Raw genomic sequence first — 12,213 nt, 5'->3', positions numbered from 1 at the left:
CGGCTCGGTGCGCGCGCTGGGTGCACTTCGACGAAACCGCCCAGGAGCCCGTGCTCCGCCACACGCTGCAGTCGGGTGGGATGGCCTGGGTCGACGCGGAGGCGGCCGGTGCCATCGACACCAGCGTGCCCGCGGCGATCGCCATCACCGCCGCCGCGACCCCTCCGCGTGCTTTCGACCGGATGCTCGTCATCGGTTCCTCCCTCATGGTGGCGAGATCCGGCGGATCCGGACTCGCCACCGGGTTCACGCGCTCGCCGACGAGGCCGTTGCCACCCGGCCGGCTGATCACCCGGATGGAGTCCGCCTAAAGCCGCGCGAACAGGTCGTCGAGCCGTCCGGTCGCGGCGGAGATGGCGAGATGGTCGGCGTAGTCACGCGATTCGACGATCAGCCCGTCGCGCACGCGCAGCACGAAGATGGTGGTGACGCGGAATTCCGCGCTGTCGCTCGCCGTGCCCTGGTAGTCGAACTCGCCGATCACGACCTCCGGATCGAGGGTTTCGTGGATCACCCGGAACCGGACCTCGCCCTGTTCGCCGAACTTGAAATGCAGACTCCGCTTGTCCACCTGGTCACTCCGCGACGGACAGCACGACCTTTCCCGTGGTCTTCCCTGCGGCCACGAGTTCTTGGGCTTTCGCGGCCTCTTCCAGTGGGAACACCGTGTCGATCGTCGGCTTGAGGCGTCCGCTGTCGACGAGTCCGGCCAGCGCGAGCAGGCCGGTGCGATCCGGCTCGGCGAGGGTGAACCCGGCGGTGACTCCAGCGGCTTCGGCCAGCTCCGGCATCCGTTCGTCGTTCGTGCGGGTGAGCTGGACGAGCCTGCCGCCGCGGCGAAGCGTCTTGAGCGACCGCGGGCCGTACTCCTGGCCGATCGTGTCGAGGACGACGTCGACGTCACGGACCTCCTCGGCGAAGTCCGTCGTGCGGTAGTCGACGAGCTCGTCCGCGCCGAGACCGCGGAGGAATTCGTGCTTGGCCGCGCTGGCCGTCCCGATCACGTACGCGCCGCGCGCCTTGGCGATCTGGACCGCGAGATGCCCGACGCCGCCCGCCGCCGCGTGGATCAGAACCCGTTGCCCCGGCTGAATGTCCGCCGTGTCGACGAGGCTCTGCCAGACGGTCAGCCCCGCGAGCGGGACCGCGGCCGCGTGCACATGGTCCAAAGTGGACGGTTTGCGCGCGAAGTGACGGCTCGGCGCGGCGACGTACTCGGCGTACGCGCCGGCCTGGAACGGGAACGACGGCATGCCGAAGACCTCGTCACCGGGGGAGAACAGGGACGCGCCCGCGCCGACCTCCTCGACGACGCCGGACACGTCCCAGCCGAGGATGAACGGCGGATCGCCCATCGGGCCGATGCCCCCGGTCTTGCGGGTCTTCCAGTCGACCGGGTTGACGCCGGCGGCATGTACCCGGACCAGGATCTGGGTCGGGCCGGGGACAGGTCTTTCGACGTCGACGAGTTCGAGGACTTCGGGGCCGCCGAGGCGGTTCTGGCTGATCGCTCGCATGGGGCCATTGTTCGGTGCTCGTCGTACTTTCGGCGAGGCGCGGACGAGCCAGGGGGCGTCAGGATCGGGACAGCTGTGGCGCGTAGCGGGTGCCGGTCGTGCAATGAAAGGTCCTTTCCTAGCAAATTTTGCAAGGAAAGGACCTTTCATTGCACGCCGTGGGGTCGGTGCGGCCGGGTCGTGCGCCTCCGTTGCCGTCTCGACGGCGGGGGCGTTGCGAAAGCCACTTTCGCAACCTTCAACGTTGCGAAAGTGGCTTTCGCAACACCCGCTCGGCCGCGTGCACGCCGTGGCGCGAGCTCAGGCGCCTCGCAAGACCGCCAGGATCTCCCTCTGCTCGAAGTGCTCGGCCCACCCCAAAGCCGACGAGGAGTACAAGGAATCCTCCACCGAGGGATCCGCCCCCACCTCGAGCAAAGCCCGTACCGCGTCCACGTGCCCGCCCTGCACGGCCAGGTGCAGCGCCGTGACGCCCTCCCCGTGGGATAACCCGCCGAACGTCCCCCGATGGTCGACCGAAGCGCCGAGCTCCGCCAAGGTCCTGATCGCCGAAGCCTTGCCCTGAGCCGCGGCCCAGGTCAGTGCCGTGCCCCGGTAGACGTCGGCGTCCACCGCCGCTCCCCGCTCCACGAGGGTGCGTACAGCCGAGGACCGGTCGTTCCGCGCCGCCCACGCGAGTGCCTCGTCGACGACCTCGGCGGGATCGTCGCTCGGCCGCCATTCCGGGAAACCGCTGTGCGGCCGGTGGAACTCGCGATGCGCGCCCGCCGCGGGGGAGAGCGTGCCGTCCGGCGCGAGCAGCGAATCGAGAAGGTCGGCGCGGCCGAGTCCCGCCGCCACCCGGAGGTTGCCGGGGGAGAGGTCACGCGCGGCGAGCAGCTCCGCGGCCTCACGATGGCCCCAGAACAACGCGACCACCAGTGGTGTCCCGCCGTCGCCGCGGGCGGGAACGTCGACCGGGGCGCCCGCGTCGAGCAGCATCGTGACCAGCAGCGGCAGCCCGGCGTACCCGGCCTGGTGCAACGCCGTCCAGCCGTGGACGTTGGCCGAGGCCGGATCGGCGCCATGGTCGAGCAGGATCCGGCACAGCCGCTCGTCGCAGGTCGCGGCGGCCATGCCGAGCAGGTCGTTCCCGTTCTTCCCGTGCGCGTGGACGAGCGTGGGCAGGTCGCCGATCAGGCGCGCGAGCCCGGCGAGGTCCCGCGCGTCGATCAGTTCCCGTGCCCGTTCGAAAGCGAGTTCAGCCGGTGACGTCACGCTCCCGCACGCTACCCCCGACCCCCGACAGAACCCGCCATTCGGCCAGCGGGATCCGGTCGTCGCCGGTCAGGACCTGCAGACAGACGTGGTCCGCGCCCGCGTCCAGATGTGCCCGCACCCGGGCGTCGATCTCGTCCTCCCCGACGGCGACCAGCGCGTCCACCAGCCGGTCGGAGCCGTAGTCCTCCTCGGTGAACCCGAACCGCCGCAGATTCGCCCGATGGTGGGCGGCCAGGTCCAGATACATCGACACGTGCCGCCGCGCGATCTCCCGGTCCGGCCCGAGGACGACGGCCTGCTCGACGGCGAGGAAGGCCGAAGGTCCCATGGTCTCCCGCGCCAGCGCGGTGTGCTCGACGGGGACGAAGTACGAATGCGCCCCATCGGTGCGTTCGGCGGCCAAGGCGAGCATCTTCGGCCCCAGTGCGGCCAGCACACGTCGACGCGGAGAGTCCGGTGTGGACAGTTCGGTCCCGTCCATTTCGTCGAGATAGCCGCGCATCGCCTCCAGCGGTTTCGCGCCGGGCAAGTGCCCGCCCAGCCCGAGGACGAACCGGCCCGGATAGGCCTCGGCGAGGGTTCGTTCGGCGGCGGCCGCGGCGACGGGTGCCCGGTGGGAGAACCGCGCGATGCCGCTGGCGACGGTCAGCCGGGACGTCGCCGCCAGCAGCAGCCCCGCCTGCGTGAACGCCTCCCGCCCCAGGTACTCGCCGAACCATAACATGTCGAAGCCGAGTTCCTCGACTTCCGCGGCCGCCTGGCGGAGTTCGCCGATTTCCTTGCCGTCGAACGAGAACGTCCAGACTCCGACGCTCATCGGGTCACCTCCGCCAGTGCCGGGGCGAGCCGTTCCAGCTGGTCCACTATGGACGGGAGATCGTCCCCGACCGGATTGACGAGCACGGTGTCCGCGCCCGCGTCGACGAGTTCCTTGATCCGTCCGGCGATCCGCTCTTCGTCGCCCCACGCGGTCAGCCCGTCCACGAGCCGGTCGCTGACGCCGTCGATGTCGGCGTCGGTGTAGCCGAGCCGCTTCCAGCCCTTGAAGTAATGCGGGACGTCGTACCGTTTCATCAGTTCGATATCCCTGGTCACGCTCGCCCGCGCCTGCTCGCGATCGCCGAGCAGGACCGAATGGGTGGGAACGAGCAGTTTGTCCTCGCCGAGGATTTCCCGGGAGTACGGCGTGTGCTCGAAGGGCTGGGCGAACGGATGCGCGCCGTCCGCCAGCTCCCGCGCGAGTTCGAGCATCTTCGGGCCGACGGCGGCGAGGACACGTGGGAACGGCACCGGTGAAGGGAATTCCTTTTCCGCCGCGGTCATCGCCGCGAGGTAGTCACGGGTCTGTTCGAGCGGCCGGTAGTCCGACCCGGTCTTCGCCGCCTGATGGCTGTGCCCGATCCCGACGCCGAGCACGAACCGGCCGGGGAAGGCCTGCGCGAGGGTCCGCCCGCCGCTTTGGGCGGTGTACGCGGGCCGGGACCACATGTTGGCGATCCCGGTGCCGACCACCACCCGTTCGGTGGCGGCGAGCGTGATGGCGCTGTACGCGAACAGCTCACGGTTGCCCGGCCCCTCGCCGCCCCACACGGTGCGGTAACCCAGCTCTTCCAGCCGTTGTATCGCCCGCCGTTCCTCGTCGGGTGTCGGCACGAACATGCCGACCGGCAGCCAGACCCCCACCGCTCCCAGCCGGTTCCGGGTTTCTTCGATCAGGTTCATCGCAACAGTCTCTCCGCTAACATGAGGCAGCCTCCGCTTACGTCGTCCGACTATACGGAGGCTGCCTCCGATTTGTCGAGACTAGGCTCGGGAGCGCGATGGACACCGAGAAGAAGCCGCTGCGGGCGGACGCCCGGCGCAACTACGAGCGCCTCCTCGACGAGGCGAGGCGCGCCTTCGCCGCGCACGGCGTCGAGGCGTCACTGGAAGAGATCGCTCGCCGGGCCGGTGTCGGCATCGGGACGCTCTATCGGCACTTCCCGACCCGGGAGGCCCTCGTCGAGACGGTGCTTCGCGAAGGCTTCGACACGCAGGCCGCCGCGGCCCGCGAACTCCTGGACTCCGCGGAGCCGCTGAACGCGCTGAAGGCCTGGCTCGCCGGGATGGGTGAACAGTCGGCCCGCTACCGCGGACTACCCGAACTAATGGTCGACGTCCTCAACGACGAGACCTCGCCGCTCTACGCGTCCTGTCACGCCATGCGAGACCAGGTGTCCCAACTGGTGGAAAGGGCGAAGGCCGCGGGGGAGCTCCGGGCGGACGTCACAGTGCCCGAAATCCTGGTGGTGCTGCACGCGCTTTCCTGGGCCAGCGAACACCTTTCGGGTGACAAGTCCCTCGAACGCCTCCTCGATCTCGTTTTCGCGGGATTACGGGCGAGTTAACAATCCCCTGTCACCAGGTCTAAACTGCGGCGCAACCGGGCACAACGGCGTGACCGTCAACAGTGAGTCGCAGGCACAGACCAGATAGTGGGAGCCGTATCGTGACCAAGCCGAACAAGCCCGTCGTCCTCATCGCCGAGAAGCTCGCGCCTTCCGTGCTGAGTGTCTTCTCCGACGAGGTCGAGGTCCAGCATGTGGACGGCACGGACCGCCCCGCGCTGCTCGAAGCCGTGAAGACGGCGGACGCGCTGCTCGTGCGGTCCGCCACCAAGGTCGACGCCGAGGTCCTCGGTGCGACCACCTCGCTCAAGGTCGTCGCCCGCGCCGGCGTCGGACTGGACAACGTCGAGGTCCCCGCCGCCACCGAACGCGGTGTGCTGGTCGTCAACGCGCCGACCTCGAACATCGTTTCCGCCGCCGAGCACGCCGTCGCGCTGCTGCTCGCGGTCGCCCGCCGGGTCCCGGCCGCGGACCAGAGCCTCCAGGGTGGCGCGTGGAAGCGCAGCGCCTACTCCGGCGTCGAGATCCAGGGCAAGACCATCGGTGTGGTCGGCCTCGGCAAGATCGGCCAGCTGTTCGCGCAGCGGCTCGCCGCGTTCGACACCAAGCTCATCGCGTACGACCCCTACGTCTCGGCCGCCCGCGCCGCGCAGCTCGGCATCGAGCTGGTCACGCTGGACGAGCTGCTGGAGCGCGCCGACGCGATCTCGATCCACCTGCCTAAGACCCCCGAGACCAAGGGCCTGATCGGCGCCGAGGCGCTCAAGAAGACCAAGCAGGGCGTCATCATCGTCAACGCCGCGCGCGGCGGCCTCATCGACGAGCAGGCGCTGGCGGACGCGGTCAGCTCCGGTCACGTCGGCGGCGCCGGTGTCGACGTGTTCGTCACGGAGCCCACCACCGAGAGCCCGCTGTTCGGCCTGCCGAACGTCGTCGTCACCCCGCACCTCGGCGCGTCGACGGCCGAGGCGCAGGACCGCGCGGGCACCGACGTCGCGAAGTCCGTGCTGCTCGCGCTGCGCGGCGACTTCGTGCCGGACGCGGTGAACGTCGCCGGTGGGGGCACCGTCGGCGAGCACGTGCGGCCGTACCTCTCGCTCACCCAGAAGCTCGGCACCGTGCTGACCGCGCTCAACCCGAAGGCGCCGGCCTCGGTCACCGTCGTGGTCAAGGGCGAACTGTCCAACGAGGACGTCAGCGTGCTGCCGCTCGCGGCCGAACGCGGCGTGTTCTCCGGTGTCGTCGAAGACCAGGTCACCTTCGTGAACGCGCCGCGCGTGGCCGAAGAGCTGGGTGTCCAGGTCGATCTGGTCATCGAGCCCGAAAGCCCCAAGTTCCGCAGCCTGGTCACCCTTCGCGCGGTCCACGCCGACGGCACGACCCTTTCGGTGTCCGGTTCGGTCACCGGCAAGGACGAGGTCGAGAAGCTGGTCGAGGTCAACGGCCGCCACTTCGACCTGCGTGCCGAGGGCAATGTGCTGCTCCTCGAGTACCCGGACCGCCCGGGCATCATGGGCCGCGTCGGCACGCTGCTCGGCGAAGCGGGCCTGAACATCGAGGCCGCGCAGATCAGCCAGACCACTGACGGCGCGGACGCCGTCATGCTGCTGCGGGTGGACCGTTCCGTGGACTCGCACCTGCTGGAGCCGATCGGCGCCACCGTGGGCGCGCACACGATTCGCGCGGTCAACTTCGGCTGACCTGCGGCAAAGCGCGTGAAGGCCCCCTTCCCTCGGCTGAGTCGAGGGAAGGGGCCTTCACGCGCTTTTCGCAATTAGTCGACTAAATGCGTTCGTTGTAGGTGCAGGGTTCGCGAAAACGCAGAGCAAGATTCAATAACGGTGAAAATTGCCTACTGAAGTCGGGCGGATGGGCCGATAGGTTTTTCCGGCGAGGCCGAACCATCGCGTCGTCAAGGGCACGGCGCGGCGCCGGGGCTCACCGTCGGGGGTGTGTTCGAGAGGCAGGCAGGTTCGAAGTCAAGGCCTCGAGTGAGGGCACGTACTCATGAACAGATCCCGCGTACCCCGATGGGCCATCCGCTCATCGGCCGCGGTCTTCGCCGCACTGCTCGCGACGTCCGTGACCGGGGCGACGGCAGCCGCACAGGATGTCCCGCTCGCGGACGGCGTCACGCCGGCGAAGATCGACCGTAACGGATTCCAGGGGAAGGTCGAGCCGAAGCTCAAGGCCGCACAGGGCCAGATCACCGCCTTCGTCGAGCTGGCCAAGCAGCCCGCCGTCGACGCCTTCAACGCCGAGCAGAACAAGGGCGCAGGCAAGGAAAAGGCGAAGAAGGCCGCGAAGGACGCCAAGGCCGCCGCAGCGGCGACGGTGGACTCCGTCGTCGGGCAGCTCAAGGCCGCCGACGCCGGCACCCAGCTGGTCACCCAGACCTCGAACGCGGTCGCGGGCGCGGTCGTCACCGCCGACGCGGCGAAGATCCGCGAGCTGGCGAAGCGGCCGGACGTCGTCTCGGTCAAGAAGGTGGTGCCGAAGACCCGCACGAACTCCAGCGCGGTCCAGCTGACCAACACGCTCGCGTCGTGGCAGCAGACCGGCCGCTACGGCGACGGCATCCGCGTCGGCGTGATCGACGACGGCATCGACTACACCCACGCCACCTTCGGCGGTCCGGGTACGGCCGAGGCGTACAAGGCCATCAACCGCGACCAGGCCACCCCCGCCTTCCCGACCGACAAGGTCGTCGGCGGTATCGATCTGGTCGGCGACGCCTACGACTCGGGCAGCGACGACCCGGCCCTCAAGACCCCGAAGCCCGACCCCAACCCGATCTCCTGCGGCCACCACGGCACGCACGTCGCGGGCACGGTCGCCGGATTCGGTGTGGACGAAGCGGGCAAGACCTTCACGGGCGACTACAAGAAGCTCAACAAGAAGAAGATCGAAGCGATGCAGATCGGCCCGGGCACCGCGCCCAAGGCCCTGCTGTACGCGATCAAGGTCTTCGGCTGCGACGGCTCGACCAACGTCACCTCCCAGGCACTCGACTGGTCGCTCGACCCGGACGGTGACGGCGACTTCACCGACCACCTCGACGTGGTCAACCTGTCGCTGGGCGGCGACTTCGCCACCCCGGACGACCCGGACTCGCTGTTCGTGCGCAAGATCGCCGCGAACAACGTCGTGCCGGTGTTCTCCGCGGGCAACGGCGGCGACCTCAACGACGTCGGCGGCGCGCCGGGCAACACGCCCGAGGCGCTGACCGTCGCCAGCAGCCGTGACGCGTCCGTCCTTCGCGACGCCGTCGAAGCCGTCGCTCCCGACGGTGTCAAGGGTGCGAAGACCGGGCAGTTCAGCCAGAACTACGCGGCCTACGACACGCTCGACGTCACCGCGCCGGTGGTCACGCTGTCGGCCGACAACGCCGCCGGCTGCAAGCCGTACTCCGAAGCCGACAAGGCCAAGGCCGCGGGCAAGATCGTGTTCCTCGAATGGGACGACAACGACGCGACCCGCGCCTGCGGTTCCGGTGCCCGTTCGAACAACGCGCAGGCCGCCGGTGCCAAGGGTGCGCTGTTCTCGTCCACGCTGGAGCACTTCTCGGCCGGAATCGCGGGCAACGCGGCTCTGCCGACGTTCCAGCTGACCGGCAGCGCGACCGCCTCGGTCCGCCCGGCGCTGGCCGCCGGCACGCTGCAGGTCCGCATGACCGGCAAGGGCCGCGTGTCCGTGCCGACCACCGACCAGTCCATTGTGGACACCCCGAGCTCGTTCACCTCGCGTGGCGGGCGCGGCCCGGCCGTCAAGCCGGACGTCGCGGCGCCCGGTGACTCGATCTCGTCCGCGCTGAGCGGAAGCGGATCCGGTCGCCTGGTCATCTCCGGGACGTCGATGGCGGCTCCGCACACGTCGGGTATCACCGCCCTGATCCGTCAGGCGCACCCCGACTGGTCGGTCGAGGAGGTCAAGGCCTCGGTCATCAACACCGCCGGCCACGACATCCGCGACGCCTCCGGCCGCACCTACGGTCCGCAGCGCGTCGGCAGCGGCCGGATCGACGCGAAGGCCGCGCTGGACAACCAGGTCCTGGCCTACGTCGTCGACAACCCCGGCTTCGTCTCGGTGAACTTCGGTGTCGTCGAAGCGGGCGGCCCGGTCACGCTGACCAAGACGGTCAAGGTGGTCAACAAGGGCATCAAGCCGGTCGAGTACTCGGTGGGCTACGAAGCCGTGAACTCGCTCCCCGGTGTCGAGTACACAGTGGACAAGCCGACGGTGAAGCTGAGCCCGCGCGGTGTCGCGCTGGTGAAGGTGACCCTGAAGATCGCCGACCCCAAGGCGCTCCGCAAGGTCATGGACCCGACCATGGCGGCCTCGCAGGTCGGGCTCGCCCGGCAGTTCGTGGCGGACGCCTCCGGCCGGATCGCGTTCACCCCGAAGAGCGGCACGACCGTTCCGCTGCGGCTTTCGGTGTACTCCGCGCCGAAGCCCGTCTCGTCCATCAACACCCCGGGCAACGTCAACTTCGGCGCGGGCCAGAACCAGGCCGTGTTGAACCTGACCGGCAAGGGCGTGGACCAGGGCACCGGTCCGCAGCGGTACCGCTCGCTGATCAGCGTGCTCGAGCTGCAGGCGGAGTCCCCGCAGCTGCCCGAGTGCGACGGCGACGTCACCACCGACTGCACCCTGAACCAGACCGCCAAGGGCGCCGACCTGCGTTACATCGGCGCGGCGTCCACGGCCCCGCTGGCCAAGGCGCAGGGTGAGCCGGAGAACGCGTTGCTGGCCTTCGGTCTCACCACCTGGAGTGACCTGGCCAACCTGGGCAGCAACACCTCGCCGTTCGTGGACATCGACACCACGGGCGACGGACAGCCGGACTTCGAGACCTATGTGACCAAGGTGACGGCCACCGACGTCCTCGTGGCGGTCACCGTGGCGCTGAAGCCGGGCTTCCCGCAGGTGGACATCCAGCCGATCAACGGCCAGCTCGGCGACGTCGACACGAACGTGTACGACACCAACGTCGTCGTGCTGCCGGTGAGCATCGCGGCGCTGGGCATCGACCCGAACGCCGCGTCGCACAAGATCAGCTACACGGTCGGGACCTCCGGGTTCTACGCGGCGCCGGGTGCGGACTCGTCGACGATCGACTATGTCGGCACGCCGCTTTCGTTCGACGCCTTGGCTCCCGCGTACACCGTCCAGGGCGGCGGCGACTCCGCGCTGGGCTACGTCGCGAAGCCGGGCACGGCGCTGGTGGTCAACCGCAACGCGGCCGCGCAGGACACCGTGCTGGGCCTGCTGGCGATCGAGCACCACAACGCCTCGGGCAACCGGGCCAACGTGGTGAAGATCCAGACGAACGCCGGTGGCGGCGACGCCGGTGTCGACCGGCCGGGCAACGGCGGGCGGCACACCGGACGTCAGCCGATCGGTGTGGGCTGACGCGGTAGTGCGGTGATCCGCGTTCGATGAGGTGAGGGACGCCCTGGCAGCAAGCTTTCCGCCAGGGCGTCCCTTCTTGTATTCACCCTTTCGGCTGTCTCGCTCTGTGGGAGATTCCGGCATAAGGGTGGTGCGGCTACGGCTACCGGGCTACGGCCGGTAACCTTCCGCTGCTGGCGTTTTCTTGCGGATGGGCCATCCGGACTGCCGGTGGCCTGGTCTACGGAGGTGTGTGGATGCGGCTCGCGGTGATCCCAGGAGACGGGATCGGGCCCGAAGTGGTCTCCGAGGCGCTCAAGGTGCTCGGTGAGGTCGTACCGACGGCGGAGATCACGAACTACGACCTCGGCGCCGCCCGGTGGCACTCCACCGGCGAGCTGCTTCCGGAGTCGGTACTCGGTGAACTCCGTCAGCACGATGCGATCCTGCTGGGCGCGGTGGGCGACCCGACGGTGCCGAGCGGCATTCTGGAGCGCGGTCTTCTGCTGCGCCTCCGGTTCGAGCTCGACCACCACGTGAACCTGCGGCCCGCCCGGTTGTACCCGGGCGTGCGCGGCCCGCTCGCCGATTCGAGCGAGATCGACATGGTCGTCGTGCGTGAAGGCACCGAAGGCCCGTACGCGGGCAACGGTGGCTTGCTGCGCAAGGACACCGACCATGAGATCGCGACGGAGGTCAGCGTCAACACGGCGTTCGGCGTCCGGCGAGTGGTGACCGACGCGTTCAACCGTGCCGAGGCGCGGCCTCGTAAGCACCTGACGCTCCTGCACAAGACGAACGTGCTGGAGTACGCGGGCTCGCTGTGGTCGCGGATCGTCGAAGAGGTCTCGTTGGAGCACCCGGAGGTGACCGTCGCGTACTCCCATGTGGACGCCGCGACCATCCACCTGGTGACCGACCCGTCGCGCTTCGACGTCGTGGTGACCGACAACCTGTTCGGCGACATCATCACCGACCTCGCGGCCGCCGTGACCGGCGGCATCGGGCTGGCGGCGAGCGGGAACCTCGACATCACCCGGCGGAACCCGAGCATGTTCGAGCCGGTGCACGGTAGTGCCCCGGACATCGCGGGCCAGGGTCTCGCCGACCCGACCGCCGCGGTGCTTTCGGTCGCGCTGCTGCTGGACCACCTGGGACAGAAGGAATCGGCGCGGCGGATCGAGGCCTCGGTGGCCTTCGACCTCGCGACCCGCGACCAGGCGTCGCCGGGTGCGACGCACGCGATCGGTGACCGGCTGGCGGCGCTGGTGTCGTCGAACGTGCGCCCGGTCACTCAGTAGTCGTTCGGGCTCCGAGCTCTGCAATGAAGGGGCCTTTCATAGCAAATTTTGCTATGAAAGGCCCCTTCATTGCGTCCGGGGGGGGGCGTGGTCGCGTGGGTCGTGAGTGGCGTTTCGGGTTAGAACCCGAAACGCCACTCACGACCCACGCGGGCCGGCCGCTCGGCGTGATCCCAGCACATGGGAATTTCTGACCGACTTGTGGACGCCCCTCGGAGCGTGTGCCATGATGCGTCCGTGACCTCCTGCACCATCATTATCGCCGAGCGCGCCGGATAACAGCTCCACAAGAGCCCCCGGCGCGCAACCTCTCGCACCCATGCGGGAGGTTTTTTTGTTGCCTGAACACGTTTTGCC

General features: G+C 69.1%; 10 protein-coding genes. 5 read left to right on the top strand and 5 right to left on the bottom strand.

The window, feature by feature from the left end; all coding sequences use genetic code 11:
• Positions 1 to 20: 20 nt before the first annotated feature.
• Positions 21 to 311 carry a hypothetical protein gene (locus DL991_RS25145; protein WP_125786777.1) on the top strand — a complete coding sequence of 97 codons (291 nt, stop codon included), beginning with the start codon at positions 21 to 23 and terminating at the stop codon, positions 309 to 311.
• On the opposite strand, the gene DL991_RS25140 is transcribed toward DL991_RS25145, so the two are convergent.
• From DL991_RS25140 to DL991_RS25120, 5 genes are all read right to left on the bottom strand, one after another.
• Complete coding sequence (locus DL991_RS25140; protein WP_233598966.1) at positions 308 to 571, bottom strand: nuclear transport factor 2 family protein; 264 nt, start codon at positions 569 to 571, stop codon at positions 308 to 310. The genes DL991_RS25145 and DL991_RS25140 overlap by 4 nt on opposite strands.
• Before the next feature lie 4 nt (positions 572 to 575).
• Positions 576 to 1,517, bottom strand: coding sequence for an NADP-dependent oxidoreductase (locus DL991_RS25135; RefSeq protein ID WP_125786776.1), 942 nt, complete (start codon positions 1,515 to 1,517; stop codon positions 576 to 578).
• A 300-nt stretch (positions 1,518 to 1,817) separates the two neighbouring features.
• Complete coding sequence (locus tag DL991_RS25130; protein WP_125786775.1) at positions 1,818 to 2,774, bottom strand: ankyrin repeat domain-containing protein; 957 nt, start codon at positions 2,772 to 2,774, stop codon at positions 1,818 to 1,820.
• Positions 2,758 to 3,594 carry a TIGR03620 family F420-dependent LLM class oxidoreductase gene (locus DL991_RS25125; RefSeq protein ID WP_125786774.1) on the bottom strand — a complete coding sequence of 279 codons (837 nt, stop codon included), beginning with the start codon at positions 3,592 to 3,594 and terminating at the stop codon, positions 2,758 to 2,760. The genes DL991_RS25130 and DL991_RS25125 overlap by 17 nt, the downstream gene beginning before the upstream one ends.
• Complete coding sequence (locus DL991_RS25120; RefSeq protein WP_125786773.1) at positions 3,591 to 4,499, bottom strand: TIGR03620 family F420-dependent LLM class oxidoreductase; 909 nt, start codon at positions 4,497 to 4,499, stop codon at positions 3,591 to 3,593. Before DL991_RS25120 ends, DL991_RS25125 begins: the two co-directional genes overlap by 4 nt.
• 98 nt (positions 4,500 to 4,597) lie before the next feature.
• On the opposite strand from DL991_RS25120, the gene DL991_RS25115 reads away from it, so the two are divergent.
• The 4 genes from DL991_RS25115 (at position 4,598) to DL991_RS25100 (ending at position 11,856) form a co-directional block, all read left to right on the top strand.
• Positions 4,598 to 5,164, top strand: a complete 567-nt coding sequence (locus DL991_RS25115) for a TetR/AcrR family transcriptional regulator (RefSeq protein WP_125786772.1) — start codon at positions 4,598 to 4,600, stop codon at positions 5,162 to 5,164.
• A 101-nt stretch (positions 5,165 to 5,265) separates the two neighbouring features.
• Entirely contained in the window at positions 5,266 to 6,864 is a 1,599-nt protein-coding gene (serA, locus tag DL991_RS25110; protein ID WP_125786771.1) for a phosphoglycerate dehydrogenase, read from the top strand.
• Between the two features lie 307 nt (positions 6,865 to 7,171).
• On the top strand, positions 7,172 to 10,576 hold the full coding sequence (locus DL991_RS25105) for a S8 family serine peptidase (RefSeq protein ID WP_125786770.1): 3,405 nt from the start codon (positions 7,172 to 7,174) through the stop codon (positions 10,574 to 10,576).
• A 236-nt stretch (positions 10,577 to 10,812) separates the two neighbouring features.
• Positions 10,813 to 11,856, top strand: a complete 1,044-nt coding sequence (locus DL991_RS25100) for a 3-isopropylmalate dehydrogenase (RefSeq protein WP_125786769.1) — start codon at positions 10,813 to 10,815, stop codon at positions 11,854 to 11,856.
• Positions 11,857 to 12,213 lie beyond the last annotated feature (357 nt).

The sequence above is a fragment of the Amycolatopsis sp. WAC 01375 genome (genome assembly GCF_003947325.1).
Taxonomy (GTDB): domain Bacteria; phylum Actinomycetota; class Actinomycetes; order Mycobacteriales; family Pseudonocardiaceae; genus Amycolatopsis.
The sequence above is the reverse complement of the archived record's forward strand: the minus strand, read 5'-3'. Positions and strand labels throughout refer to the sequence as shown.